The 25,695-nt window shown below is 74.7% G+C and carries 19 protein-coding genes and 2 pseudogenes; 8 read left to right on the top strand and 13 right to left on the bottom strand.

Features of this window, described 5'->3' with window-relative positions:
- Nucleotides 1–9 precede the first annotated feature (9 nt).
- A pseudogene (locus ACZ4VF_RS01290) lies at nucleotides 10–792 on the bottom strand (endo alpha-1,4 polygalactosaminidase); the annotation flags it as partial.
- 207 nt (nucleotides 793–999) lie between these two features.
- On the opposite strand from ACZ4VF_RS01290, the gene ACZ4VF_RS01285 reads away from it, so the two are divergent.
- Together ACZ4VF_RS01285 and ACZ4VF_RS01280 are read left to right on the top strand one after the other, a co-directional pair.
- Nucleotides 1,000–1,968 carry an aldo/keto reductase gene (locus ACZ4VF_RS01285; RefSeq protein ID WP_467922390.1) on the top strand — a complete coding sequence of 323 codons (969 nt, stop codon included), beginning with the start codon at nucleotides 1,000–1,002 and terminating at the stop codon, nucleotides 1,966–1,968.
- Between the two features lie 375 nt (nucleotides 1,969–2,343).
- Nucleotides 2,344–4,245, top strand: coding sequence for an RICIN domain-containing protein (locus tag ACZ4VF_RS01280; protein ID WP_467923739.1), 1,902 nt, complete (start codon nucleotides 2,344–2,346; stop codon nucleotides 4,243–4,245).
- A 1-nt stretch (nucleotide 4,246) separates the two neighbouring features.
- Here the strand turns inward: ACZ4VF_RS01280 and ACZ4VF_RS01275 are convergent, their stop codons facing one another.
- The 5 genes from ACZ4VF_RS01275 to ACZ4VF_RS01255 form a co-directional block, all read right to left on the bottom strand.
- A complete protein-coding gene (locus ACZ4VF_RS01275; RefSeq protein WP_467923738.1) occupies nucleotides 4,247–4,762 on the bottom strand; it encodes a universal stress protein in 516 nt (171 codons plus the stop codon).
- Between the two features lie 17 nt (nucleotides 4,763–4,779).
- Entirely contained in the window at nucleotides 4,780–6,060 is a 1,281-nt protein-coding gene (locus ACZ4VF_RS01270; RefSeq protein ID WP_467922389.1) for an SLC13 family permease, read from the bottom strand.
- A gap of 36 nt (nucleotides 6,061–6,096) precedes the next feature.
- A complete protein-coding gene (locus ACZ4VF_RS01265) occupies nucleotides 6,097–7,338 on the bottom strand; it encodes a polysaccharide deacetylase family protein (protein WP_467922388.1) in 1,242 nt (413 codons plus the stop codon).
- Between the two features lie 197 nt (nucleotides 7,339–7,535).
- Nucleotides 7,536–8,240 (bottom strand): DUF4232 domain-containing protein, encoded by a 705-nt coding sequence (locus ACZ4VF_RS01260; RefSeq protein ID WP_467922387.1) that lies wholly within the window; start codon nucleotides 8,238–8,240, stop codon nucleotides 7,536–7,538.
- 161 nt (nucleotides 8,241–8,401) lie between these two features.
- On the bottom strand, nucleotides 8,402–9,805 hold the full coding sequence (locus ACZ4VF_RS01255; protein ID WP_467922386.1) for a serine/threonine-protein kinase: 1,404 nt from the start codon (nucleotides 9,803–9,805) through the stop codon (nucleotides 8,402–8,404).
- A gap of 44 nt (nucleotides 9,806–9,849) precedes the next feature.
- Here ACZ4VF_RS01255 and ACZ4VF_RS01250 point away from each other — a divergent pair, with 44 nt between their 5' ends.
- On the top strand, nucleotides 9,850–10,398 hold the full coding sequence (locus ACZ4VF_RS01250) for an RNA polymerase sigma factor (protein ID WP_467922385.1): 549 nt from the start codon (nucleotides 9,850–9,852) through the stop codon (nucleotides 10,396–10,398).
- Between the two features lie 15 nt (nucleotides 10,399–10,413).
- Here ACZ4VF_RS01250 and ACZ4VF_RS01245 read toward each other — a convergent pair whose 3' ends face one another.
- Nucleotides 10,414–12,813: a SpoIIE family protein phosphatase gene (locus tag ACZ4VF_RS01245; RefSeq protein ID WP_467922384.1), complete on the bottom strand. Its 2,400-nt coding sequence runs from the start codon at nucleotides 12,811–12,813 to the stop codon at nucleotides 10,414–10,416.
- Between the two features lie 276 nt (nucleotides 12,814–13,089).
- On the opposite strand from ACZ4VF_RS01245, the pseudogene ACZ4VF_RS01240 reads away from it, so the two are divergent.
- The 4 genes and pseudogenes from ACZ4VF_RS01240 (at nucleotide 13,090) to ACZ4VF_RS01225 (ending at nucleotide 18,777) form a co-directional block, all read left to right on the top strand.
- Nucleotides 13,090–16,182 (top strand): annotated as a pseudogene (locus ACZ4VF_RS01240) (glycoside hydrolase family 2 TIM barrel-domain containing protein).
- A gap of 81 nt (nucleotides 16,183–16,263) precedes the next feature.
- Entirely contained in the window at nucleotides 16,264–16,503 is a 240-nt protein-coding gene (locus tag ACZ4VF_RS01235) for a hypothetical protein (protein WP_467922382.1), read from the top strand.
- A 3-nt stretch (nucleotides 16,504–16,506) separates the two neighbouring features.
- The gene (locus tag ACZ4VF_RS01230; protein WP_467922381.1) at nucleotides 16,507–16,884 is read left to right on the top strand and encodes a toxin Doc; all 378 of its coding nucleotides are present in this window, start codon (nucleotides 16,507–16,509) and stop codon (nucleotides 16,882–16,884) included.
- Between the two features lie 336 nt (nucleotides 16,885–17,220).
- On the top strand, nucleotides 17,221–18,777 hold the full coding sequence (locus tag ACZ4VF_RS01225; protein WP_467922380.1) for an RICIN domain-containing protein: 1,557 nt from the start codon (nucleotides 17,221–17,223) through the stop codon (nucleotides 18,775–18,777).
- A 45-nt stretch (nucleotides 18,778–18,822) separates the two neighbouring features.
- Here ACZ4VF_RS01225 and ACZ4VF_RS01220 read toward each other — a convergent pair whose 3' ends face one another.
- Nucleotides 18,823–19,986, bottom strand: a complete 1,164-nt coding sequence (locus tag ACZ4VF_RS01220) for a lactate 2-monooxygenase (RefSeq protein WP_467922379.1) — start codon at nucleotides 19,984–19,986, stop codon at nucleotides 18,823–18,825.
- Between the two features lie 443 nt (nucleotides 19,987–20,429).
- Here ACZ4VF_RS01220 and ACZ4VF_RS01215 point away from each other — a divergent pair, with 443 nt between their 5' ends.
- Nucleotides 20,430–20,864, top strand: a complete 435-nt coding sequence (locus ACZ4VF_RS01215) for a protease inhibitor (RefSeq protein WP_356155184.1) — start codon at nucleotides 20,430–20,432, stop codon at nucleotides 20,862–20,864.
- A gap of 208 nt (nucleotides 20,865–21,072) precedes the next feature.
- Here the strand turns inward: ACZ4VF_RS01215 and ACZ4VF_RS01210 are convergent, their stop codons facing one another.
- The 5 genes from ACZ4VF_RS01210 to ACZ4VF_RS01190 all read right to left on the bottom strand — a co-directional run bounded on the left by ACZ4VF_RS01210 (nucleotide 21,073) and on the right by ACZ4VF_RS01190 (nucleotide 25,589).
- Complete coding sequence (locus ACZ4VF_RS01210; protein ID WP_467922378.1) at nucleotides 21,073–21,324, bottom strand: CDGSH iron-sulfur domain-containing protein; 252 nt, start codon at nucleotides 21,322–21,324, stop codon at nucleotides 21,073–21,075.
- On the bottom strand, nucleotides 21,305–21,946 hold the full coding sequence (locus ACZ4VF_RS01205) for a HemK2/MTQ2 family protein methyltransferase (protein WP_467923737.1): 642 nt from the start codon (nucleotides 21,944–21,946) through the stop codon (nucleotides 21,305–21,307). Before ACZ4VF_RS01205 ends, ACZ4VF_RS01210 begins: the two co-directional genes overlap by 20 nt.
- 33 nt (nucleotides 21,947–21,979) lie before the next feature.
- Nucleotides 21,980–23,035, bottom strand: coding sequence for an iron-containing redox enzyme family protein (locus ACZ4VF_RS01200; protein WP_467922377.1), 1,056 nt, complete (start codon nucleotides 23,033–23,035; stop codon nucleotides 21,980–21,982).
- Between the two features lie 702 nt (nucleotides 23,036–23,737).
- Nucleotides 23,738–23,947: a hypothetical protein gene (locus tag ACZ4VF_RS01195; RefSeq protein ID WP_467922376.1), complete on the bottom strand. Its 210-nt coding sequence runs from the start codon at nucleotides 23,945–23,947 to the stop codon at nucleotides 23,738–23,740.
- A gap of 136 nt (nucleotides 23,948–24,083) precedes the next feature.
- Nucleotides 24,084–25,589: an MFS transporter gene (locus ACZ4VF_RS01190; RefSeq protein ID WP_467922375.1), complete on the bottom strand. Its 1,506-nt coding sequence runs from the start codon at nucleotides 25,587–25,589 to the stop codon at nucleotides 24,084–24,086.
- Nucleotides 25,590–25,695 lie beyond the last annotated feature (106 nt).

The raw sequence follows: 25,695 nt of genomic DNA, 5'->3' as shown, positions 1-25,695 counted from the left end.
CGCGCCCTGACGCACCCTGCGGACGTACCCGGGGGCGTCCGGGGTGGACACGTCGCGGTCGCGGCGGACGATGCTCAGCCGGTCGCCCCAGCGGGCGCGGGCCGCGCGCAGGCCGCCGTCGGTGTACTCGATGTCCACCACCCGGTCGTCGAACGCCTTCGCGTAGACCTCGCACTCGTCGTACTGCCCGCACTCCTCCGTGACCGCGAAGTCCAGCCCGGCCCGCTCGCGCCGCCCGGCCAGCTCCGCGGTGTTCTTCTGCGCGACGGCCAGGTGCCGGGCGTGCGCGTGCCGGGAGAGCAGGGCCATGAACGCGGTGGCGTCGGAGGCGGTGAGCAGCCCGTGGGAGCGGGTGTAGCTGTCGTAGTTGTCGGGCTCCACGGCGTCGTAGCCCCGGTCCGCGCAGCCGTCGACCCACCGCGCGACGCGCCGGGCCACGCGCTCCCGCTTGGCCGGGGTGCGGAGGTCGAGCAGCGGCTCGTCCCAGTCCTCGTCGATCACCACCTCGCCGCGCGCGTCGCGCAGCAGCAGGCCGGGCGGCCAGGAGGAGCGCTCGGCGGGCTGCGCCTGGAACGCGTTGACGTAGCAGATGTTGTACAGGCCCGGTGCGGGGGAGTCGGACCGGTCGCGGCTGACGATCCGCACGCCGGCGGGCGGGGGGTAGGCGCCGCCGATCTGGTAGTCGAACCCGGCGTGCCGCGGCGGCAGCCGCACCGTGGCGGGCCGCGCCGTGCCGTTGTCCTCCTGTGTGCCGGAGGCACAGCCGGCCAGCGCCGTCACCGTGACCAGCAGCGTCGTCGCCAGGGCGCCGAGGGCCGTGCGCGACCCGCCGGCGCGGTGCACACCCAAGGGGGACACGTTCGCTCCGTCCTGCCCACGCCGGGCGGCGCGGCGCGTGTCAGGATCACATCCTCCGCACGGCGGCGGCGTCAAGTCGGTCCCCGCAGCACCGCCGTAGGCTCTGCGATGACCATCGTCCCGAAGGCAGGAGCAGCAACGATGCAGTACGTGAAGCTCGGTTCGACGGGCCTGGACGTCTCGCGGATCTGTCTGGGCTGCATGACCTACGGCCTGCCCGACCGCGGCGTCCACGAGTGGACCCTCGACGAGGAGGCGTCCCGCCCGCTGATCCGGCAGGCGCTGGAGGCGGGCGTCAACTTCTTCGACACCGCGAACGTCTACTCCGACGGCACCAGCGAGGAGATCGTCGGCAAGGCCCTGCGGGACTTCGCCGACCGCGACGAGATCGTGCTCGCCACCAAGGTGAACGGCCGGATGCGGCCGGGGCCCAACGGGGCGGGGCTGTCCCGCAAGGCCGTCATGAGCGAGATCGACCACAGCCTGCGCCGGCTCGGCACCGACTACGTCGACCTCTACCAGATCCACCGCTACGACCACGCGACGCCGATCGAGGAGACGATGGAGGCGCTGCACGACCTGGTCAAGGCGGGCAAGGTGCGTTACATCGGGGCGAGTTCGATGTACGCGTGGGAGTTCTCCAAGGCGCAGTACACCGCCGAGCGGCACGGCTGGACCAGGTTCGTGTCCATGCAGAACCACTACAACCTGCTCTACCGCGAGGAGGAGCGGGAGATGCTGCCCCTCTGCGCGGACCAGGGCGTCGGCGTGCTGCCGTGGAGCCCGCTCGCCCGCGGCCGGCTCACCCGTGACTGGGGCACGGTCACCGACCGCAGCGCCACCGACGACTTCGGCAGCCGGCTGTACCTGGAGAGCGACCGTGCGATCGTCGAGGCCGTCACCCGGATCGCGGACGACCGCGGTGTGCCGCGCGCCCGGGTGGCCCTCGCCTGGCTGCTCCACCAGGACACCGTGGCGGCCCCCGTCGTCGGCGCCGCCAAGCCGCACCACATCGAGGACGCGGTGGCCGCGGTGGAACTGGAGCTGAGCGAGAAGGAGCTGGAGGAACTCCAGCGGCCGTACACCCCGCGCGCGGTCAGCGGCCACTGACCCGCCCCCGCCGGCGCTCGTACAAGACCGCAATTGACGCATTGTCAATGACAAAAAGCGTGCGTTGAATACCGAGAATCGCAAGATCTCTTGTTCGGATGTGTTCGGCTGTGCAAAAGTGCCGCCTCAGGTGGACGTTCGAGCTGCCTCATGACCTCGCCATACCCATTGGTATGGACTAATTCCCCGTAGTACCTCTGGAGGAATTCGGCCGTGACCGAGGCAGGCCCGTCGGACGAACAGCTGAGCGCCGAGCTGAAGAAATGGACGGGAGCGTCACCGGCGCTGCATCCCGTCGGTGAACTCCTGGACCGGCACTGGGCGGCCGCCTTCGCCTACGCCCGGCTGTGCACCGACGGGACGCGCGCCGCGGGCATGCTCACCACGGCGGCCTTCACCCGGCTGTTCGGCGCGTCCCTCCGGCAGGCCGGCCCGACCGCCGCCTGGCGGCCCCAGGTCCTGGTCGCCGTCCGCCGGATCGCGGCCGAGTGGGACACCGACGGCCGCCGGGAACTCCTCCACCCCGACCTGCGCCCCGGCGACGGAACCGGCGAGCGCGCCGCGGCCCGGCTGCTGCCGCCGCCCGACCGGCGGCTGGTGTCCCGCGCGTTCCAGCGCATCCCCGAGATCTCCCGTGCCGTGCTGTGGCACAGCGAGGTCGAGGCCGAACCCCCGGCCGTGCCCGCCGCGCTGCTCGGCCTGGACGAGGAGGACGTCCGCGTCGAACTGCGCCGGGCCCGTGAGCGGCTGCGCGAGGAGTGCCTCCAGGTGCACCGCGAACTCGCCCCCGACGCCGAGTGCCGGCGCTATCTGCGCATGCTCGACGTGACGTTCCGGCGCGGCGGCACCGACATCGACCCGGACCTGCGGGAGCACCTGGCCGGCTGCGGCCACTGCGGCCGCACCGCCGGCCAGCTCACCCGGTTCGGCGAGGGCCTCGGCCTCACGCTCGCCGAGGCGGTGCTCGGCTGGGGCGCCCGCGACTACATGGCCTCCCGGGCGGCCCGCGCCGAGGAGCCCGCCGCACCCGCCCCCACGGCCTCCGCCGTCGCGGCGGCGAGCGGGGACGCCGAAGCTCCCGGAGGCGAGGACGCCTTCGCGGCCGCGAGCGGGGACGCCCTCACACGACGGGCGGGGGAGCCCTTCGCGCCCGCCGAGCGCACGGACGTCGCCGGTCCCGACGACCCGGCGCCCCCCGCCGCGCCGGCGCCGCCCCGAGCCGCCCCCCGCCGTCGGGCAGCCGGCCGCGGTACCTTCGCGGCCCGACGCCGAACGGCCACCGCCCCCGCCGCCGAAAGCCCTCAAGGTTCCCAGGGCCCCCAGGGCCCCGAGAGCCCCCCAGGCGTCCGGGAGGCCGGAACCGCGCCCGGCACGGCCCCCGCCCCCGCTCCCGGCTCCCCCCGCTCCGCGCACCGCGCCGCGCGGCGTGCACGGCGGCGGAACCTCGCGCTGGCCGTCGTCACCGTCAGCGGTCTCGTCGTACTGCCGCTCACGCTGTGGTCGGCGCTCGGCTCCGGCGGGAGCCCGGCCCCCGGTCCCCAGCCGTCCCGCACGCCGGGCGGGGACGCGGCCTCCCCGGGCCCCTCCTGGGCCGGACGGACCGCGCCGGGCCAGGGCGCCCTGCACGGCAGGCTCCGCAACCTCGCCTCCGGCCTGTGCGTCGGTGTCATCGGGGAGAAGGCCGTCGAGGGCGCCGAGACGGAACTCGCCGACTGCTCCGCCGCCCCGACCCAGCAGTGGACGTACGAGACCGACGGGCTGCTGCGCACCGCCGCCGCCCCCGACCTCTGCCTGGACTCCGGCCTCGGCTACTCGGTGCGCCTCGCCCCCTGCACGGCCACCGGCCGTGCCGCCCGCGACATCCGCTACGACTTCACCCTCCAGGGCGTCCTGGTGCCGCGCTCGGACCAGGGACTGGCCCTGACCCCGGCCGCCACCGACGGCTCCGGCGCCCTCGTGCTGAAGACCCGCGCCCCCGGCACCGCCCAGCGCTGGTCCGTCGACACCGCCCGCCCGGACCTGCGGATGGCGAACGTCGACTGGGACGGCGACAGGACCTTGGTGCCCACCGCCACCGCACCGCCCGCGGCCCCGGCCGCCACGGCGACGCCCTCCGGGACGGCCGGGTCCACGCCCACGCCGAGCACGGCCACGGCTCGTCCGACGTCCTCGCCGACCGCCACCGTCGACCCCTGCACGGCGTACCCGGAGTACTGCGGCCGGGGTGGCGGCGGCTGGGACGGGGGCGGCTGGGGCGGGCGGCGGCATCGCCGCTGAGTCAGGGGTGGTGCGGCGGCGGGGGCGGGATCGTCCCCAGGTCCGGTGCCGGTTCCGGCCACACCAGCAGCACCGGGCAGGGCGCGTGGTCCACGGCGAACCGGACGGCCGGGCCGAGACTTCCCGGTCCGAGCCGGGACCGGTCCCCGTCCCGGGCCAGCACCAGCAGCCCTGCCCCCTCGGCGGCGGCCACCACCTCCCGCTCGACCCGGCCCGACCGCTCCTCGCGCACGCACGGCCGGCCCAGCCGTTCGGCGGCGGCGGCGAGGAGCGAGGCCGCCGACGAGTCGCCGAGCGCCTCCAGCCGGTCACCCGGATCCCTCCCCCAGCCCTCGGCCGGGAGGCGCCCCGGGTGACGGCGTCCGAGCAGCCCCGCGAAGGCCCCGTGGGCCACCGCTGGCACGTCCGGCCCGCTCACGTGGAGCAGCACCACCTCGGCGTCGTCCGGAGCGTGGGCGCGCACCGCGTCCACACAGGCGGGCCAGGTGCCCTCCACGAGCCAGGCGATCACCCGCATCTTCCAGGCCTCCCGCGTCACAGCACCAGCAGCGATCCCCACAGTGCCACCACCGCGACCACGAGGGAGGACGGCACGGCGAGCAGACCGAGCCGAGTGAACTCCCCGAGGTCCACGTCGTGCTCGTGCTGGTGCACGATACGCCGCCACAGCAGCGTTGCCAGCGATCCGGCGTAGGTGAGGTTGGGGCCGATGTTCACGCCCAGCAGCACGGCGAGGACCGCACCCGGTCCGGCGGGCGTCGCCAGCGGCAGCAGCACCAGCACCGCGGGCAGGTTGTTGATCAGGTTGGCCAGCAGCGCGGCCAGCGCGGCGATGCCGAGCAGCGCGGGCAGCCCGGTGCCGTCCGGCAGGACGTGCCCGAGCACGTCCGCCAGCCCGTTGTCGACGACCGCCCGCACCACGACGCCCAGCGCCAGCACGAACGCCAGGAACCCGGGGGCCGCCGCCCGGACCACGGTCAGCGGGCCCGCCTGCCTCCGCACCAGCGCCCGCCCGGCCAGCACCAGCGCGCCGGCCGCGGCCACCCAGGCGGGCTCCACGCCGAACGCCGACGCCACCACGAACCCGGCCAGCGTGCAGCCCACGGTCACCAGCGCGAACAGCGGCAGCGGCGGCACCTCGGCGGTGTCCCGGCCGGCCGGCGCCGCCGCCGTGAGGTCCCGGGCGAAGAACCGCCGGAACACCAGGTACTCGACGGCGATCGCGGCCAGCCACGGCAGCGCCATCAGCGCCGCGAACCGGGTGAAGCTCAGCCCGCTCGCCGCGAACGCCAGCAGGTTCGTCAGGTTGGACACCGGCAGCAGCAGCGACGCCGTGTTCGACAGGTGCGTGCAGGCGTACACGTGCGGTTTGGGCCGTACGCCCGTCCGCGCGGCCGTCGCGAAGACCACCGGGGTGAGCAGCACGATCGTGGCGTCCAGGCTGAGCGCGGCGGTGATGGCCGAGGCCAGCGCGAACACCGCCGTCAGCAGCCGCACCGGCCGGCCCGCCGCCCACCGGGCCGTCCACGCCCCGCACGCCCGGAACAGCCCCTCGACGTCGCAGAAGTGGGCGAGCACCAGGACCGCCGCGAGGAACCCCACCACCGGGCCGAGCCGTTCGGCCTCGGCCCGGGCGTGTTCGAGCGGGATCGCACCGGTCGCGACCGCGACGCCGGCGGCGGGCACCGCCATCACCGCCTCCGGCCACCCGAAGGGCCGTACGACGGCCCAGGCCAGGACGGCGACCAGCAGGACGGCGGACAGTGCCTCGGCGAGCGGGGTGTTCAGGGCGGTTCCTTCCGGAAGTGGTCGCACGGTGCACGCCCATGAAAACAGATGACCGGCGACGCCCTACGACGACCGGTTGCCGGCGGCGCCGAGGAACTCCGCCCAGCCGCCCGCCGGGGACTGCCCGGGCGGGAGCGTGCGCAGTCTGCGCAGCACCGCCGGGTCCTGCGCCTCCAGCCAGGCCACCAGCTGCTTGAAGGAGACGAAGCGCACGTCGTCGTAGGCGGCCATCTTCCCGATGGCCTCCTCGACGGCGTCCATGTAGATGCCGCCGTTCCAGCGTTCGAAGTGGTTGCCGATGAACAGGGGAGCGCGGTTGGTCTCGTAGGCGCGCCGGAAACCGGCCAGGTAGGTGTCGCGGGCCTGGGCGCGCCAGGTGTCGTAGCGCGCGCGGTCGCCGAGCGGATTGCCGCCGGACTGGTTGAACATCATGTTGTAGTCCATCGACAGCACCTGGAAGGAGTGCCCGGCGAACGGTATGGACTGCAGCGGGAAGTCCCAGATCCTCCCGCCCTGCACCTTGCCCGGCCACATCTGGAGTCCGCCGGGGGAGCTGGCGTCGTACGTCCAGCCGAGTGCGGCGGCCGTCGGCAGGAGGTTCGCCTGGCCCTCCAGGCAGGGCGTGCGGCCGCCGGTCAGCTCCTTGCGGTAGTCGAAGGGGAGCGGCTCGAGGTCGGTGAAGCCGGTGTGGGTCCTCCACCGCGTCACGAAACCGACGGCCTGCTCTATCTCGCTGCGCCACTCGGCCGGGGACCACCTGCGCACGCCGGTCGCGCCGCAGAAGTGCCCGTTGAAGTGGGTGCCGATCTCGTGGCCCTCCAGCCAGGCGGCGCGCACCTGCTGGAGCGTGGCGTGGATGTGCCGGTCGGCGAGGTAGCCGATCGCGGAGGCGCCCACCGGGTGCTGCGGGGGCCGGTAGAGGTGCTTCTTGGACTCGGGCAGGGTGTAGATGCCGCTGAGGAAGAACGTCATCTTCGCGCCGTGGTCGGCGGCCACCTTGCGGAACCGGGAGAACAGCCTGTTGCTCACCTCGCCCGCGCCGTCCCACGACAACACCACGAACTGCGGCGGCCGCCGGCCCTCCGCCAGCCGCTCCGGCTTCGGCTGGTGCGGCTGGGGACCGGTGTCGGCGGTGGAGCCGTCGCCGATGGGCTTCGCCGGCCGGGCCTGCTCGGTGCCCTTCCCGTCCGCCGGGTCAGGCCCGCCGGTCCGCAGTCCGGTGCCGGAGGAACAGGCGCCCAGTGTCCCCAAGGCGCCCGCGGCCGCTCCGGCCGTCAGTACCCGCCTGCGTGAGATCCCGCTCATCTTCTCCCCGATTCCCTGGTCACGGCCCTCGCGGGGCCTGCGCTGAGTGCGGTCGACCGGGTTCGATGACGGGAGGCGGAGGAAAGATCGCGGCCGGCGGCGCCTGTTGCCGTCCTGTGACAGTCGTGGCGCCGTCATGACGAACCCCGCTGCCTCGGGGGAGAGGACAGCGGGGTTCGCGTGCGGGGTGCCCCGGCTCAGGGGCCGGTGCCGGGGCCGAGCACCGTCAGCCGGACGGCCGAGGAGTTCCCGGAGACCGGCACCGGTCCGCCCGTCCAGGCCGCCTTCAACGGGTCCCGCTCGTCCGGCGGGGTGACCACCAGCGCGGCCGGCCGGGCCGTCTTCGCGCCGCTGATCTCCGGGTTGGAGAAGGTCAGCCCCGCCCAGGCGCTCTTGCCGGGCCGCAGGGTGAGGGTCACCGGGCTGCCGGGCTCCCGCTTCGGGTCCGGGCCGAGCTGGGTGCCGGAGCCGTTGACGAAGGCCGCGCCCGGGTAGCCGCGCACGGTGCAGGTGCGCGCGGAGGTGTTGGTGAGCACCACCGGGAAGTTCTCCTGGCCGGCACCCGGGTCGTTGCGGCCCACGGAGGCGCGCAGCTCGGAGGTGTGGCAGCGGGTGCTCACCGCGGCCGGCGTGGTCGAGGCCCGTGGGGGCGGGGCCGTGGTGCGGCCCGGGGAGCCGGTCGTCTCCGGCACGGACACCGGACCGCTGCCGGCGGGGGAGGAGGCCGGGGCGGACCCCGGGGTCGTCGGGGTGTCCCGTGCGGGTGCGGCCGTACCGGCGACGGTGGCCGGCCCGGCGCTGTGCGCGCCGGAGTCGTCGCCGCAGGCGGTCAGGAGGCCCAGCACGGCGACCGTGCCCACGAGCAGGGCACCGGGCCGCGCGGACCGGGGGGTGTACACCATGTCTCCACGCTCCTGGAGGGTCACGGCACGCGACCGGGACGCGTGCCTACGGCGCCGGGTGCGCCGTCCTCTCCGTCCGATGCACGGACCGCCGGAAAAGTTCGGGACGCGGCGGATTCTGTCGGGTTCTTTTCCCCGTTCCGGCCCCCGTCAGGCGCCCGTCAGGCCACCCGAAGGGAGCGCAGTACGGCGTCGGTCGCGCCCTCGCCGTCCCGTTGGCGTACCTGCACGTACACCTGCGGGTGCGCGGCGCCGTCCGCCGGGACCAGCGCGGACTCGGTGACCGAACCGCCGTCCGGGCAGCCGCTCCAGGAGCGGACCAGCCCCTGCCAGCGGGCGTCCGCGAAGGTGCGGGCGCCCGTGTACCGGCAGCGGGAGTGGGCGAGGGCCCGCACTTTCGCGCCGACGTCACCGTGCGCGCTCACCCCGACGAACACCCCGTCCACGGCGGATCCCGGGTCGGACCAGCGGGACAGGTCGCCGGCCACCACGAGGCCCGGCTCGTGCCCGGACGCCAGTCCGAGCGCCCCCGGGTCCCAGCCGGAGCCGCGCAGTTCGCGGCCGAACGCGTCCGGCACCCGCAGGGTGACCCGCCCGGTGGCGTCCGCGACCCGCGTCCCGCCGTCCGCGGGACCGTCCCGGTGCAGGGCCACGGTCACCGTGACGGCGGCGGCGGTGGCGGCGAGGACCGCGGCGACGGCCAGGGTCACGGTGGTGAGCCGGCCGCGCACCCCGTCCAGGCGCCGTCCGGACCGAGCCGACGCCGCCGGCCCCGCGGCCGCGGCCAGCCGGTCCAGCTCGGCCGCGAGGGCCGGGGCGCCCGGCCAGCGCCGCGCCCGGTCCGGCTCCAGCGCGCGCAGCAGGGCCCGCTCCACGTCCTCGCCGAGTTCCGGCCGCAGCCGCCGGGGCGGGGTCACCTGGCCCGGCGGGCCCGGCACGGTCCCGGTGAGCAGCTCGTAGCCGACCGCGCCCAGGCTGTAGACGTCCGCCCGCTCGTCTATGCCCGCCCCGGGTTCGGCCTGCTCCGGCGGCCGGTAGCCCGCCGAACCCGCCGCCAGGGTCAGCACCGAGGCCTGCGCGAGGCTCTTGGCCAGACCCAGGTCGGCCAGCAGCACCCGCCGGGTGCCGTCCGGGGCGGTGTGCAGCAGCACGTTGGTGGGCTTGATGTCGCGGTGCACGATGCCCGCCTCGTGCAGCGCGGCGGCACCGCGCGCGGCCTCGGCGGTCAGCACCAGCGCCTCCCGCACCGGCAGCGGACCGTCCGCCAGCAGATCGGCGAGGGTCCCGCCGCCCGCGTACTCCATCACGAAGTACGGCCTGCCGTCCGGGAGTTCCCCGATGTCGTAGACCTGCACCACCCGGCCGGAGCCGGCCCGGCGCAGCAGCCGCGCCTCGGACAGGAAGCGCTCCCGGACGTCCAGCCGGTGCGCCCAGTTCTCGGCGAGGACCTTCACCGCCACGGGGGCCTGGAGCTCGGGGTCGTGGGCGAGCCACACCGTGGCGAAGGCGCCGCTGCCCAGCGGCCGTTCGAGGCGGTGGCGGCCGATCCGCTCCAGGGGGTGCATACGACTATCATGCCTGGCCTGAGATCGACCGGGAGGGGGCGTCCGTGCAGGACCCGGCGCCGATGGAGGAGTTCGCCCGGCGTGCCGCGGCCGGCGACAGCGCGGCCCTGGACCGGCTGCTGACCGAGATCCGGCCCGAGGTCGTGCGCCGCTGCGCACGCTTCCTGCCGTGCCGGGAGGACGCCGAGGAGGCCGCCCAGGACGTGCTCCTGCAGGTGGCTCGGCACCTTGCCGGCTTCGAGGGGCGCAGCCGCTTCGGCACCTGGCTGTACACCGTCGTCGCCAACTGCTGCCGGCAGAAGTACCGGGAGCTGAAGCGGCGGGCCGCCGAACAGCCCGCGGCCATCGAGCCCGCGCACGCCGTCGACCCGCGCACCACCAGCGTGATCGCCGGCTCCCGGGTGGACCTGCTGGAGGCACTGGACCGCCTGGAGCGGGAGCATCCGCACCTGGTCGCGCCGCTGGTCTACCGGGACATCTGCCAGCTCGACTACGCCGAGGCCGCCGAACGCGCCGGCATCCCGCTCGGCACCTTCAAGTCCCGGCTGCACGAGGCCCGCAAGCAGGTACGGCCCTGGCTGACGGCCTCCTGACACGCCGCCCGGGGCCTACAGGTCCTCCTCGAACAGCGGCAGCTCCGCCCAGATCGTCTTGCCCTCCGCGTGGTGCCGGCTGCCCCAGCGCTGGGTGAGCTGGGCGACCAGCAGCAGACCCCGGCCGCCCTCGTCGAAGGTCTTGGCACGCCGCAGGTGCGGGGCGGTGTGGCTCGTGTCGGAGACCTCGCAGATCAGGGTGGCGGCCTCGTGGATCAGCCGGAGCCGGATGGGCCGGGCGCCGTACCGGATGGCGTTGGTGACCAGTTCGCTGACCACCAGTTCCGCCGTGAAGGCCGCCTCGCTCAGCGACCAGGCGTCCAGCTGGTCCACGACCTGCTTGCGGATCGGCGCGACCAGCGCCGGGTCGGCGGGGATGTCCCAGGTCGCCACCTGCGAGGCGGGCAGGCCCCGGGTGCGGGCCAGGAGCAGGGCGACGTCGTCCGGTGCGCCGCCGGACGGGAGCAGCGTGTGCAGGACCCGGTCGCAGGTCGCGTCCAGGGAGTCCGCGTACGCACCGAGCGCCCCGTGCAGCAGCTCCCGGCCGGCCTCCGGGTCCCGGTTCCGGCACCACACCAGCCCGTCCGTGTACAGCGCGAGCACGGTTCCCTCGGGCAGTTCCACCTCGGCCGACTCGAAGGGGAGCCCGCCCAGCCCCAGCGGGGGACCGGCGGGCACGTCCAGGACATGCGGGGTGCCGCCCGGCGGCAGCACCACGGGCGGCGGATGCCCCGCGCGGGCCAGGGTGCACCGCCGGGACACCGGGTCGTACACGGCGTACAGGCAGGTCGCGCCGACCTCGCCCGGGCTTCCCTCCTCGCCGGGGCCGGCGTCGGGGCCGGACTCCTCCGACAGCCGGACCACCAGGTCGTCGAGGTGGGTGAGCAGCTCGTCCGGGGCCAGGTCGATGTCGGCGAGGGTACGGACGGCGGTGCGCAGCCGGCCCATGGTGGCCGAGGCCTGGATGCCGTGCCCCACGACGTCCCCGACCACCATCGCCACCCGCATCCCGGACAGCGGGATCACGTCGAACCAGTCCCCGCCCACACCGGCCCGCGCGGCCGGCAGATAGCGCGAGGAGACCTCCAGCGCGGCCGTGCGCGGCAGGGACCGGGGCAGCAGGCTGCGCTGGAGCGCGAGCGCGGTCTCCCGCTCGCGCGAGTACCTGCGGGCGTTGTCGATGCAGACGGCGGCCCGCGCGGTGATCTCCTCGGCCAGCAGCACGTCGTCCGCGGTGAAGGAGTCCGGGCGGCGGTGCCGGGTGAGCACGGCGACCCCCAGGGTGAGTCCGCGCGCCTGGATGGGCACCGCCATCGAGGAGTGCAGACCGAACCGCCGGGCCCGCTCACCGCGCTCCGGGTGCCAGTGCAGCCACTGGCCCGTGTCGCCGGCGGCCGGCGAGGTGGTGATCGTACGGCCGGCTGTCAGCGAGTCGGCCTGCGGGGAGGAGGCCGGGTACTCCTGCGCCGCGCCCGGCTCGGTCACCGCCTCCGGCACTCCGTCGAGCACGGACTGGTGGGCGGCGCGGCGCAGCCGTACCGGCGCGGTGATGCGGGCGGGGGGCTCGCCGCCGTACTCCCGCATGTCCAGCAGGTCGATGGTGACGAAGTCGGCGAGCACGGGCACGCACACGTCCGCCAGCTCCTGCGCGGTCCGGGTGACGTCGAGCGTGCTGCCGATGCGCACGCTGGCCTCGTTGACCAGGTGCAGCCGCTGCCGGGCCCGGTGGTTGTCGGTGACGTCGTGCGCCGCCAGGCACACCCCCCGCACCCGGCCCGTCCCGTCGCGGACCGGCGCCATGCGGGCGAGCCAGGCGTGGGCCCCGTCCTCCCCGCCGGTGCGCTGGAAGGTCTGGACGTCCAGTTCCTCGCCCGAGGTCAGCACCCGGAGCATTCCGCGCTCCAGCTCCTCGCTGTGCGGGCTGCCGCTGATCTCCGTGAGCCGGAGCCCGCGCAGCCGCTCCGCGGGCAGTCCGACGAGGCCGGCCATCGCCGTGTTCATCCGGCGCAGCCGCAGCCGGTCGTCGTAGACCGCGACCGCGCACGGCGACTGCATCAGGCCCGCCTCGCCGAGCGGGTCGTCCGCGTCGGGGGGCTGGGCGTCGGTGAGCGGGGTGACCACGAGCCAGTCGCCGGGGTGCTCGTCACGCCGCGGGCGCCGGTGGGCGAGCAGCCACACGGGGAGGGTACGGCCGTCCCGGTGGCGCAATCCGACCGTGCCCGACCAGCGCGGACCCCGGGGCGGGCCGGGCGGGCCGGCGTCGGCCAGCAGGTGGGCGGCGGGGCGTCCCAGCACGGCGGCGGCCGGGTGGCCGAGCAGCCGGCGGGCGCCTTCGTTCCACTCCGTCAGCGTCCCGTCGTCGCCGATGGCAGCCCGGGCCGTCGCCGCATCGTCGAACGGATAGACCCGGCTCATCCTTGCCGCTCCCAAGCGCGCACTCACAGTGAACAGGTGGCACCAGCCGTGTTCCAGCGTAGTGCGTCGCGCCCTGCCGTGAACGCCGACTCCCGCCTTCGTGGCCGACCCGTCGAACGCGTTCGGGCACGGTCGACGAGGACATCAGGCCGTTCCTCGGCCGGGAGCGGGCGCCGGAGCCCGGACTCTTGACGGTCGTGTGTGTCGGGGCGTCAGAATCTGTTTGCTCACGATCAATTGTGAGTACTTCTGAGTCCTGACGAGGGAGAGCCGCCCATGACGGTCACGCGCAGATCGGTTCTGGTCGCAGCCACGGCGGCGCCCGCGGCCGGAACGGTCCTGGGCCTTCCCGCGGCCCCGGCCGCCCTCGCCGCCGGGGCCGGCACCGGGGGACGCCGTACGGTGCCGCTGCGGGACGGCTGGCGGTTCGCCCTGGCCGACCCCGACGGCCTCACCGACCCGGCCGGCGCCTACGCGCGGGCCGCCGACCCCGACTACGACGACTCGGCCTGGCGCGAGGTCGCCGTGCCGCACGACTGGAGCATCGAGCAGACCCCCACCACCGAGCACGGCACCACCAGCGGCACCGGCTTCCTCCCCGGCGGCCTCGGCTGGTACCGGCTCGCCTTCACGCTCCCGCAGGACTGCGCCGGCAAGCGGATCGCGGTCGAGTTCGACGGCGTCTACATGGACGCGTACGTCTACTGCAACGGGACCGAGGCCGGCCGCCACCCCTACGGCTACACCGGCTTCGCCCTCGACCTCACCGACCTCGTCCACACCGACGGGACCACGCCCGACGTCCTGGCGGTCAGGGTGCGCAACCAGCTGCCGAGCAGCCGCTGGTACTCCGGCAGCGGAATCTACCGCGAGGCCCGTCTGGTGATCACCGAACCGGTGCACGTCGCCCGCTGGGGCACGTACGTCACCACCCCGGAGGTCTCGGCCGGCCATGCGCTGGTCCGGGTGCGGACGACCGTGCGCAACGCGTCCGGCACCGGCGCGGACGTGGAGATCCGGTCCCGGATCACCGCACCCGACGGCCGGACCGTCGCCCGCGCGGCCACCACGGCCGCCGTGTCGCAGGAGGCCGCCGAGACCCACGAACTCACCGTCCCCAGCCCCCTGCTGTGGGACTTCGCGACCCCGGAGCACCGCTACACCCTGCACACCGAGCTGCGCGTCGCGGGCCGCACCACCGACACCCAGCGCACGCCCTTCGGCATCCGCACCTTCCGCTTCGACCCCGACGAGGGCTTCTCCCTCAACGGCACGTACACCAAGGTCAAGGGCGTCGACCTCCACCACGACCAGGGCGCCCTCGGCGCGGCGGTCAGCGTCGACGCCGTGCGCCGCCAGATGCGGATCATGAAGTCGATGGGCGTCAACGCCTTCCGCACCTCCCACAACCCGCCGTCGCCGGAGATGATCCGGGTCTGCGAGGAGCTGGGCATCGTGATGATGGTGGAGGCCTTCGACTGCTGGCGCACCGGCAAGACGAGGTACGACTACGGGCGGTTCTTCGACGAGTGGTGCGAGAAGGACGCCACCGAGATGGTCCTCGCCGCCCGCAACTCGCCCGCCGTGGTGCTGTAATCCATCGGCAACGAGATCCCCGACTCCACCTCCACCGCGGGGCTCGCCATGGCCGACCGGATCATCGGCGCGATCAGGGCCGCCGACGACACCCGGCCGCTCGTCATCGGATCGAACAAGTACCACGGCGTGCCCGCCACCGGATCCGCGGCCGACCGCATGCTCGCCAGACTGGACGGCCTCGGCCTGAACTACAACACCGCCAAGTCGGTCGACGCCCTGCACGCGGCGTACCCGCACCTGTTCCTCTTCGAGTCCGAGTCCTCCTCGGAGACCTCGACCCGGGGCACGTACCAGGAGCCGGAGCACCTGAACACCGGCGAGAACCACACGCCCGGCAGGCGCGAGGTCTCCTCCTACGACAACAACCTCGCCTCCTGGACGATGAGCGGCGAGTACGGGCACAAGAAGGACCGGGACCGGAAGTGGTTCGCGGGCCAGTTCCTGTGGTCGGGCATCGACTACATCGGCGAGCCGACGCCGTACGACGTCTTCCCGGTGAAGGCGTCCTTCTTCGGCGCGGTCGACACCGCCGGCTTCCCCAAGGACATGTACCACCTCTTCAGGAGCCAGTGGACGACCGAGCCGATGGTCCACCTGCTGCCGATGACCTGGAACCACGAGGAGGGCGACACCGTCGAGGTCTGGGCGTACGCCAACGTGCCCTCCGTCGAACTGTTCCTCGACGGGGAGTCCCTCGGGGTGCGGGAGTTCGACGTCAAGAGGACCACCGACGGCCGCACCTACCTGGAGACCACCGAGCCCACCGGCGACGACAAGACCTTCACCGACGGCCCCTACCCGGGCAGTTACACCAGCCCGGGCGGCAGCGCCGGAAAGCTGCACCTGACCTGGAAGGTGCCGTACCGGCCCGGCGAACTGAAGGCGGTGGCCCGGCGGGACGGCGAGGTCGTCGCCACCGACGTGCTGCGCACCGCCGGCGCCCCGCACGCCGTACGCCTCACCGCGGACCGCACGTCCCTGGCCGCCGACGGCCGTTCGCTCGCCTTCGTCACCGCCGAGATCGTCGACGCGCACGGCGTGGTCGTGCCCGACGCCGGGCACCTCGTCGCCTTCGGCGTCACCGGCGGCTGTCTGGCCGGCGTCGACAACGGCCGCCAGGAGAGCGCCGAGCGCTACCAGGCGAGCACCCGCACCGCCTTCCACGGCAAGGCCCTCGCCATCGTCCGCTCCGGCCCGCGGCCCGGCACGCTGGAGCTCACCGCCCGGGTGGACGGCCTGCGCACGGCCACGGTCCGCCTGACCACGACCCCGGCCCGTCCGGCCGTGACCACCGAACCCGCCGCCTTCCCGCCCGGCCACCCCGCGCCGCCCGCCTACCCGTACGCCGACGCCGGCTACTCCGGCCGCCCGGACACCCCGCCCGCCGCGATGCTGGACGGCGACCCCGCCACCGGCTGGTCCAACGCCTTCGCCAAGCCGGCGACCGCGCTGCTCCCCGCCTTCGACGGAGCCCGGAGCGAGGACTGGGTGTCGGTCGACTTCGGGCGCATCCGGACCTTCGACCGGGTCGCGGTCTCCTTCACCGTCGACGACCGCCACACCCTGCCCGCGCGCGCCGAGGCCGCGGTCTGGGACGGGCACGCCTACACCCCGGTGACCGGCGCGACGACGGAGTGGGCCACCGCCTCCGACACCCCGACGGTCATCACCTTCGACCCGGCCCGCGGCTCCCGGATCCGCCTGACCCTCACCAGCGCGCACCCGGGCCGGGCGCAGGGAGCGGTGCGGATCAGCCGACTGGACGTGTGAACCACCGCCCCGGTACCGCAGTGGACCCCTGCTGATATGCGGATATTTACGCGTGAGTACCCGCGCGGTACCGTGTGGGTCATGCCAGCTCTCAACGTGGAGTTCAGCGAACGGGAACTAGAGGACCTGCGGCGGATCGCCAAGGAGCGCGGTACGTCGATGAAGGCCCTCGTGCGTGAGGCCGCCGCCGCCGGCATCGCCCGGCACCGTGCCCTGCAGGAGGGCGCCGAAGTGTTCCGCCGCTTCTTCGCCGGGCACGCCGAGCAGTTCGCGGCGGCCTTCCCCGACGACGAGCGTCCCGGCAAGGGCGAGGCCGCCTGAGCGATGCCCTCCGTCCTCCACATCGACCTCCCCTGGCTGCTCCAGCGGCACGAGGAGGTCCTCCCCGGCGGGCCCGCGATAGACGACTTGTCCGCCCTGGTCGCCGCCGTCGCCCGGCACCGGGTGGACCCGCCCCGGCTCGGTGTGGACTCCGACGCGGCCTGGCGCGCCGCCGCGCTGCTGCACACCCTCGCCGTGCTCAAGCCGCTGCCCGCGGCCAACGCCCGCTTCGCCTGCGCGACCGCCGTGGCCTACATGTGCGTCAGCGGCGTCGGCATCGACCCGCCCCACGGCGCCCTCGTCGACCTGGCCCGCGACCTGGTCTCCGGCAAGACCGACGTGTACGGCGCCGCCGACCGGCTCCGCTCCTGGCAGATCTGACCGGACGCCGGGCGGCCGGCCCCGTCCCGGCCGGCGGAGGGAAGCCGCCGGGACCGCCGGCCGGGACGGGGCCATCGGGGGAGGACCGGCTCCCAGTCCACCACCGGCGCGTCCGCCGCGGGAGCGTGCGCGCCCGGCCGGTGCGTGCGCGCACTTCACACGGGGCGCCTGCGGAACAGGCCGGCATTTCGCCAACACCCCTCGGCATCCGCCCTTTTGACTTTTCTTCAATGCGGCCGAAGTCATTCCTCCGCCTTGTTGCCCGTGCGGCGGGTGTGCAAGGGTTCAAACGCGGTGAATTTCCGCTCGCACCACGCGCCAAAAGGAATCCGCTCCGTGCTCACCCCCCACCCCCCTCGTCCTGCCTACCCGCCGTCCGGCGCCGAGCCCGGGGAGTCCGACGAGTTCCTCGCCGGTCCGCTGCGGGCCGGCTCCGACGCGGAGGCCTCCCGGTCGGCCGCCCTCCTGATGGCCCGGCACTGGCAGCCGGCCCAGGAGTACGCGGTCATCTGCCTGGCCGCCCCCGGACCCCTCGCCCACATGGTCACCGCCACCGCCTTCCACCAGGTCCTCGGCAGGCTGGCGCTCGGCGAACCCGCCGACGCGCTGCGGCCGCGCCTGCTGGTGGCCGTCCGGGACACGGTCGTCAACTGGTCCGGCACCGACCGGATCACCGCCGTACTGCCCGGACTCGGAAAACCCGCCGGGGCCCGCGGAACGCGCACCGGGCAGCCGCCGACACCCGAGAACCGCGTCCTCTCCGACCGCGCGTTCCACGCCCTTTCCCGGCTGGAACAGGCGCTGCTGTGGCACACCGAGGTCGAGGCCGAACCGCCGGACGTGCCCGCCGGATTGCTCGGCATGGACCTCGGCAGCGCCACGGCCGCACTCGAACAGGCCCGGGAGAAGTTCCGCGAGGGCCTGGTGCGCGCCCACCGGGACCTCGCGCCCGGCAAGGAGTGCCGCTACTACAACCGCCTGCTCGACGTCCCGATCCGCCGCGGCGGCGCGCTGCTGCCCGACGTCCAGGAGCACCTGGCCGGCTGCGCCTACTGCCGGCACGCGGCCGAGCAACTCGGCCACACCGACGCCGCCTTGGGCGTGCTGCTCGCCGAGGCCGTGCTCGGCTGGGGCGCCCGCCGCTACCTCGACTCCCGCCCCGGCCGCCGCCCGGGACCCGCCGGCTCCGGCTCCGGCTCCCGCCGCCCCGGCGGACGCCGGCGCGGCGGCGGGCGGCGCCGCGCCGGGGACGGCGGACCCCGGCTGCCGGCCCGGTTCCTCGCCGGGGTGACCGCGCGCCGCGCCCCGGGCACCGGCTGGTCGTCCCGGACACTGCTGACCGGCGTCGGCGTGGCGTCGGCCGGGCTGCTCGCGACCGTCCTCGCGATCAGCGCCTGGCCGAACGGCGGCGACGGCACCCAACCGGTCGTCTCCACCGGCGCCGCCCCCGGCGCGTCGACTCCGTCCGGCACCCCGTCCGGCACCCCGGGCCCGCCCGCCGTCGGCCGGCCGGGCCCGCTGCGCAACTCCGCCGGGCTGTGCCTGGACGTCCGGGGCACCCCGGCGGCCGGGGCGAGCACCGTCCTCGCCGTGTGCTCCGGCGCGGCCACGCAGCGGTGGACGTACGAGGCCGACGGGCTGCTGCGCAGCGGTGCCGGCGCCGGTCTGTGCCTGGACTCGCACGCCGACGCCGGCGTGGTGGTGCTCGGCGACTGCGCGGGCGCCGGGTCGGGGCGGGCGGACGACGTGCGCTACGACCTCACGCCCCGGGGCGAGCTGCTGCCGCGGTGGGACCGGACCCTGGCGCTCGCCGCCGGCGGGGACGCGGCGGGCGCCGACCTCGTGGTCAAGGTCCGCGACGGGTCGGCCGGGCAGCGGTGGCACGCGGCGTAGGCCACCGCGGGGCCGCCGGCGGCGAGGGCCGGCGGCGGCTCGCCGTCAGGGGGATGCCGGGCCGTCCGTCTCCACGTCCGACCGGGTCACCGTACCCGGCCTCGCGTGGCCCGACAGGGCCAGCGTGAGGTCGAACTCCGCCAGGAGGCAGCGGATCACGTGGTCCACGCCCGCCTCGCCGTCCAGGCCGAGGCCGTAGACGTAGGGCCGGCCCAGCAGGACCGCGCGGGCGCCGAGGGCGAGGGCCTTGAAGACGTCGGCGCCGGTGCGGACCCCGCTGTCGAACAGCACCGCGAGTTGGTCGCCGACCGCGTCCGCGACCCGGGGGAGCGCGTCGGCCGCGCCGATGGAGCCGGCCACCTGCCGGCCGCCGTGGTTGGAGACCACCACGCCGTCCATCCCGGCGTCGGCGGCGAGCCGGGCGTCGTCGGGGTGCAGGACGCCCTTGAGGACGATCGGGCCGTCCCAGTGCTCGCGCAGGAAGGCCAGGTCCGGCCAGGTGTGTCCGGCGTCCCCGAACAGGCCGAGGAAGTGCAGCACCGCCGCCTTCGGGTCCTCGTCCACCGGCTTGGCGAGTCCGGCCCGGAACGCGGGGTCGGTGAAGTAGTTCGCGGTGCCCACGCCGTGCAGGAACGGCAGGTACGCCTGGTCCAGGTCGCGGGGCCGCCACGCCAGCAGCGGGGTGTCCAGGGTGACCACGAGCACCGAGAAGCCGGCCGCCCTCGCCCGGGCGAGGAAGCTCCGGGTCACCTCGCGGTCCTTGCCCCAGTACAGCTGGAACCAGCGCTCGGCGTCCCCCATCGCCTCCGCCACCTGCTCCAGCGGGGTGCTCGACGCCGACGACAGGATGTACGGCACGCCCCGCGCGGCGGCGGACTCGGCGTCCGGGTGCATGATCGACAGCACGCCGACCGGCGCCAGCGCGAGCGGCGCCGGGAGGGTCCGGCCGAGCACCTCCGTGGTGAGGTCGCGCAGCCGCACGTCCCGCAGCATGCGCGGGACGATCCGGTGCCGGTCGAGGGCCGCCCGGTTGGCACGGGCCGTACTGCCGTCGCCCGCGCTGCCCGCCACGTATCCCACCGGGCCGGGGCCCAGCCGGTGTCCGGCCAGTTCCTCCAGCCGGGTCGGATCGGTGGGGAGCCGGGGCACCGCCCCGGTCGTCCCGTTCAGATAGATCTCGTACTGGAAGTCCGCCCAGTGCGGTGCCATCCGTCCCTCCCGAGGTCGTCGGCCGCGTGCGCACCCGACCATACCGACCGGTACGTCAGTAGCGGCAGGGTCGGCACGGGGTCGGGGCGGGGTCGGGGCGGCTGCGGGGGTGGCGGAGGCCCCCGCTCCTGGTGATCGCTTCATGAACACAAGGAGTCATGAAGGGACTTTCGACGGACGGAGCCGGAATGTTTCAGGACGATTAACGAACAGCTGATTTTCAGCCACTCGACCGCTCCCGGGACGGGGGAACGGCTCTGTTCCGGGGTCCCGCCGTTCGATTTCCGTGACTTCACGCCACTGATTCAACACGAAAGGTTACTGAAACCCATGGGTTCGATGTGAGTTTCGGCGGTGGACTCGGCAGAGTGGCGCACGCCGCCCCGGCGCCCGACCGGACCGGAGGCGGCAACTCGTCCGATTCGAGCGGAAGGATGCACACAATGCGGAACACCGCGCGCTGGGCAGCGGCCATCGGCCTGACGGCCGCCGCCGTCTGCGGACCCCTGACAGGGGCCGCCGTCGCTGCACCGGGCGCCGCCCCGTCGTCGCTCTACGCCCCCTCGGCACTGGTGCTCACCACCGGGCACGGCAACGACGCGGCCACGGCCACACCGGAGCGCGCCGTCACCCTGAACTGCGCCCCCACGGCCTCGGGCACCCACCCGGCGGCGGCCGACGCCTGCGCCGAACTGCGCGGCGTCGGCGGCGAACTCGACGCCCTGAAGCCCGCCGGCGACGTGATGTGCACCAAGGTCTACGACCCCGTCGTCGTCACCGTCCAGGGCGTCTGGCAGGGCAAGCGCGTCTCCTACGAGCGCACCTTCGGCAACGCGTGCATGAGGGACGCCGTCGGCGGAACCCTGTTCGCGTTCTAGGACCGGGATCGCAACGGGTCCCCGTGGACGCCGGATCAGGCCCGCAACTGGGGAGTGCGGCCCCTGCAGCGGGGAACCTGCGATCTCGCACCGGGACCGACGGGCGGAGTGGGGCCGCCCGCCGGACCCGGTCACACAGCCGCTCCCCGGCGGGCCCGTGGGGGGCCTTCCGGGGAGCGGCGGAAAACAGTCTGTTTCAACGGGGTGCTCAGGACCTGCGCCGGTGACTCGTGTCGCACCAGGGGTAGCGACGACTGCGCCGGCAGGTACAGAGAGCGACGCGGAACCGGTCCGAGGAGACCGTGCTCCCGTCCTCCAACTCGATCTCCACGGGCCCTTCCACCAGGAGGGGCCCGCGCCGTTGCATGGTGATCCGGCGGGCCCGCCCGGCGGCGGAGTCCGGCGCCGGGCCGGCGGGGGTGTCCGCCGGACGGTCGCGGTCAGCAGGGTCGTTCGGCACGGATGACCACCAGTTCCTCCCTGTCCTCGGCCGGCGCGAGCAGCCCGCGCCGGCGCAGCCAGTCCGCCCGGGAGCGCAGCACCGGCCCCAGCGGGATCCAGCGGCGGCGGACCACGGCGGCCTTGAGTCCCCCCGCCCGCAGAAGCTCCAGGGTGCGGTCCGGTCCGCTCAGCGCCGAGTGCACGATCAGCAGCGTCCCCCCGGGGTTCAGCAGCGCCGGCGCGTCCCGGCAGATCGGGTCCAGCAGCAGCCGGCCGTCACGTCCCGCGTCCCAGGCGAGGGACCGGCCGCGCGGCCCGCGCCCGGTGTCGGGCGCCGGCACGTAGGGCGGGTTGGCCAGGATGAGGTCGTACGTGCGGCCCCGCACCGGCGCGAACAGGTTGCCGCGCCGGATGCGTACCGGCAGCCGGTGCAGCCAGGCGTTCAGCCGGACCGTCCACACCGCTCGCCGGGACACGTCCACCGCGGTCACCTCGGCGCCCCGGCGGGCCGCCTCCAGAGCCAGCGCACCGCTTCCGGTGCCCACGTCCAGCACGCGGCTACCGGGTGGCGGGGCCACCTCGTCCAGGGCCTCGGCCAGCAGTTCCGTATCGTCCTGCGGGGCGTACACACCCGGAAGCATCACTGCGATCACACCCTCCGGATACCCGGGGAATCACGATGCATGGGATGCCTCCCGTTCCTGTGGCGCCGACTGTTCCCGGTGTGCCGGAAGCGGTGTCTCCAGCGGGGCCCGCAGGGACGACCGTCCCGTGCGCCAGCAGGCGAGCAGCCGTCGGGCCAGCCGCTCCTCCAGGTACTCGGTCGCGTCGATCCCGAAGGCGATGTCCGGCGCCAGCTCCGGCTCCTCCGCGAGCAGGCCGCCGATCACGTCGTGCCGGACGACCTGCTCGTGCACCGCGTCCGCCTCCACGTGCTCGTCGTAGAAGAACTCCGCGGCCGGACCGGCGCCGGTGCGGCGCATCGCCTCGGCCAGCCGGCGGGAGCCGGGCGAGGAGGTGATCTCCACGTCGGCGAAGTGGCCCACCAGCGCGCCGCGCAGCTCGCGGTGCAGACCGAACAGGGACATCAGGTTGACCACGGCGAGCATCTCGGCCGGGGCCGCGTCCAGATGGCGGCCGTACGCCGTGTCCAGGCCCAGGTCCGTCATCAGGTCGGCGAACAGGCGGGCGTGCACCCGCTCCGGGCGGCCGCCGCCGAACTCGTCGTACTCCACGGCGGCCATCGCCGCCTTGGCCCGGCCCCATAGCCGCGGCAGCACCCAGGCGTGCGGGTCGGCCTCCTTCAGGTGGTACAGCGAACGCAGGGCCGCGTACTCCCGCAGCTGCCACAGCTCGCCCTCGGAACACAGGAAGTGGCTGACGCCCGTGCCCTCGGCCGGCTCGACCAGCAGGGCGGCGAGCGCCTCGTCCAGGCTGTCGTGGACGGGGGTGTCATCGCGCAGCGCGGAGCGGAAGCGCCGCTCCAGCGCCGCGCGGACGCGCAGCAGCTCCGGGTCCCACTCGATGTCCGCCGGGACCCCGGCGAAGCCGCGGTAGTGCAGCTCGTAGCAGAGGTACAGGGCGAGCTGGAGATCGTCCCCGTACGGGTCCGCGTCGTCGGCGTCCGCGGGGCGGGGCAGGGGGCCGGTGCCGCGCAGGTACGCGGCGACCGCGGCGGAGAGCGGGCCGCGGTCCGGGGGCAGCAGGGGTCCTCGCGCGTGCTGGTTCATGGGGCCCGGGTACCCGGCCTGCGGGAATGCACCGGGGGCGGGGCCGTGTGCGGGGCGAGTGCCGTCGCGGCGCGGAAGCGGCCGGGCGCCGTCACCCGCGCCGGGGACGGGGACGGGGCTCTCCGGCCGGGCTCGGCGTTCTCGGTCCGGGTGTTGCCGGGTTCGGTCGCCTGCGCCGGGGGCGGGGATGGGGCTCTCCGGCCGGGCTCGGCGTTCTCGGTCCGGGTGTCGCTGGGTTCCGTCGCTTGCGCCGGGGACGTGGACGGGCCTTTGTTGCCGGGTTCCGTCGCCTGTGCCGGGGGCGGGGATGGGGCTTTCCGGCTGGGTTCGGCGTTCTCGGTCCGGGTGTTGCCGGGTTCCGTCGCCTGTGCCGGGGGCGGGGATGGGGCTCTCCGGCTGGGCTCGGCGTTCTCGGTCCGGGTGTTGCCGGGTTCCTTCGCCCGCGCCGGGGGCAGGTCCTTCGGCCGGGCCCCGAGGCCGCGGGTACGGACGCCGCCGGCTGTCCTCACCGGCGGCGAGCACACGGTCCCGGGGCCCGGCCTCACCGCTGCCGCCACCGTCCCCCGGGCCCCGGGCCTAGCTGTGGGGCCGGGACGCTCGCGGACCAGCCGTGGCCGCCCCGTCCGTGCCCCGTCCCTGCCCCGCCCCGGCCGGTGCGTCCCGGCCGGGGCGTCCGGTCCGAGCGTCCCGCCGCCGCCGGCCTCAGTCGCCGTTCGCCTGTTCCTGTGCCCCGGTGTTCGGGGTGATGGCGTCGCCGGCCTCGCCCGTACCGCCGTCCGAGTCGTCCGTGCCGTGGCCGTCCGTGCCCGTGGTGGTCTTCTCCTCGTCGCGTTTCTCGGCCTCCTCGACCTCCCGGAGCACCTCCTCCAGGGCCGACTCCGGCCGGTCCTCGTGGTCGTTCCCGCCCGGCATGGTCGTCTCCTTCCGCCGTGGTGGTGATCTCCCCTGCGAGTTACCCGCGGGCGCGGTCTCAAGCGCCCGCCGGACGGGGGAGGGGCCGCCGTCTCCGTGCGGACGGCGGCCCCAACCCTGGTGGACCCGGTGGCGGTCACATGTGGACGACGGGTGCGGCGCCCGGGTCCTGCCGGGGCACTCCGCGCCGGTAGGAGAGCAGCGCGACCACCGTGCCCGCGCCGAAGAGGGCCGCCGACCACCAGAACGCGGTGGTGTAGCTCTCGATCGTGGCCTGCGCCCGCACCAGCTCGCTGGTGGCGTCCCGGCCGGACAGATAGGCGGTGGCGGCGCTCGACGCGAGGGTGTTCAGCAGCGCCGTGCCGATCGAACCGCCGACCTGCTGCATCGCGTTGACGGTCGCCGAGGCCACTCCGGCGTCCTCGGCCGCGACCCCGCCGGTGGCCAGCTGCATCGCCGGCGGCATGACCAGGCCGAGGCCCACACCGATCACGATCAGCTGCGGCAGCACCGCGCCCAGGTAGCTGGAGCCGAGGCCTATGCCGGTCAGCCAGGCCATGCCGGCCGTGGCGATCGCGAAGCCCAGCGGGATGACCACCTTGGGGCCGAGCCGGGGCAGCAGCATCGTGGTGCCGGCCTGCGCGGTCACCATCAGGGCGCCGACCATCGGCAGGAACGCCACGCCGGTCCGCGTGGGGCTGAAACCGAGGTTGAGCTGGAGGTAGAAGGTCAGGAAGAGGAAGACGCCGAACATGCCCGCGCCGCTGATCAGCACCGCCACGAAGGACGCCGCGCGGTCCCGGTCCAGCAGGATGCGCATCGGCAGCAGCGGGTGCGCGGCCCGGGTCTGCCACCAGGCGAAGGCCGCCAGCAGTACACCGCCCCCGACCAGGAAGCCCCAGGTCAGCGGGGAGCCCCAGTCGTGCGTCTCGGCGTTGGAGAAGCCGTAGACCAGGCCGAACAGACCGGCGGCCACCAGTACCGTGCCCGGCACGTCGAGTTTGGCGCCCGCCGCGTCGCGGTGGTTGCCCAGCAGGATCCAGCCGCCGGCGAAGGCGACGACCGCGATGGCGACGTTGACGTACAGCGTCCAGCGCCAGTCCAGCGCGTCGGTCAGCACCCCGCCGAGCAGCAGCCCGACCGCGCCGCCGGCGCCGGCGATCGCGCCGTAGACGCTGAAGGCGCGCGCCCGCTCCCGGGCGTCGGTGAACGTGGTGTTCAGCAGCGACAGCGCGGCCGGGGCGAGGAGCGCGCCGAAGGCGCCCTGCAGGGCGCGGGCGACGACCAGCATGGTGAAGCCGTTCGCGGCGCCGCCGAGCGCCGAGGCCCCGGCGAAGCCGACGACGCCGACGAGGAAGGCGGGCTTGCGGCCGAACAGGTCGGCGATCCGGCCGCCGAGGAGCAGCAGGGAGGCGAAGGCGAGGGCGTACGCCGTGACGATCCACTGACGGTTGCCGTCGGAGAAGCCGAGGTCGCTCTGGGCGGACGGCAGGGCGATGTTCACGATCGTCGCGTCCAGCACCACCATCAGCTGGGCGATGGCGATGACCGCGAGGATCCACCACCGCCGGGGCGGGTCCTGGGCGCGCTCCGTCGCCGCCGCTCCGGTCCGGGAGTCTTCGGCCAGGGTTTTCTCGGCCATGCGGAACCACTCCGGGCAAGAGGGGAGGGCAAACAGCTCGCTCGTAAACGAAACTGTTTCGTACACATCGAGCCTAGGGCACCGCGAGCGAAACGGCAACGTTTCT

Source organism: Streptomyces sp. NPDC029151, assembly GCF_055564315.1.
This window is presented reverse-complemented; position numbering and strand designations above follow the sequence as displayed.

Bases quoted from the DNA above. Each gene is read 5' to 3' on its own strand.
- ACZ4VF_RS01285 (WP_467922390.1), top strand. From the start codon at position 1,000: ATGCAGTACGTGAAGCTCGGTTCGACGGGCCTGGACGTCTCGCGGATC.
- ACZ4VF_RS01280 (WP_467923739.1), top strand. From the start codon at position 2,344: ATGCTCACCACGGCGGCCTTCACCCGGCTGTTCGGCGCGTCCCTCCGG.
- ACZ4VF_RS01275 (WP_467923738.1), bottom strand. From the start codon at position 4,762: ATGCGGGTGATCGCCTGGCTCGTGGAGGGCACCTGGCCCGCCTGTGTG.
- ACZ4VF_RS01265 (WP_467922388.1), bottom strand. From the start codon at position 7,338: ATGAGCGGGATCTCACGCAGGCGGGTACTGACGGCCGGAGCGGCCGCG.
- ACZ4VF_RS01260 (WP_467922387.1), bottom strand. From the start codon at position 8,240: ATGGTGTACACCCCCCGGTCCGCGCGGCCCGGTGCCCTGCTCGTGGGC.
- ACZ4VF_RS01255 (WP_467922386.1), bottom strand. From the start codon at position 9,805: ATGCACCCCCTGGAGCGGATCGGCCGCCACCGCCTCGAACGGCCGCTG.
- ACZ4VF_RS01245 (WP_467922384.1), bottom strand. From the start codon at position 12,813: ATGAGCCGGGTCTATCCGTTCGACGATGCGGCGACGGCCCGGGCTGCC.
- ACZ4VF_RS01235 (WP_467922382.1), top strand. From the start codon at position 16,264: ATGCCAGCTCTCAACGTGGAGTTCAGCGAACGGGAACTAGAGGACCTG.
- ACZ4VF_RS01230 (WP_467922381.1), top strand. From the start codon at position 16,507: ATGCCCTCCGTCCTCCACATCGACCTCCCCTGGCTGCTCCAGCGGCAC.
- ACZ4VF_RS01220 (WP_467922379.1), bottom strand. From the start codon at position 19,986: ATGGCACCGCACTGGGCGGACTTCCAGTACGAGATCTATCTGAACGGG.
- ACZ4VF_RS01215 (WP_356155184.1), top strand. From the start codon at position 20,430: ATGCGGAACACCGCGCGCTGGGCAGCGGCCATCGGCCTGACGGCCGCC.
- ACZ4VF_RS01205 (WP_467923737.1), bottom strand. From the start codon at position 21,946: ATGCTTCCGGGTGTGTACGCCCCGCAGGACGATACGGAACTGCTGGCC.
- ACZ4VF_RS01200 (WP_467922377.1), bottom strand. From the start codon at position 23,035: ATGAACCAGCACGCGCGAGGACCCCTGCTGCCCCCGGACCGCGGCCCG.
- ACZ4VF_RS01195 (WP_467922376.1), bottom strand. From the start codon at position 23,947: ATGCCGGGCGGGAACGACCACGAGGACCGGCCGGAGTCGGCCCTGGAG.
- ACZ4VF_RS01190 (WP_467922375.1), bottom strand. From the start codon at position 25,589: ATGGCCGAGAAAACCCTGGCCGAAGACTCCCGGACCGGAGCGGCGGCG.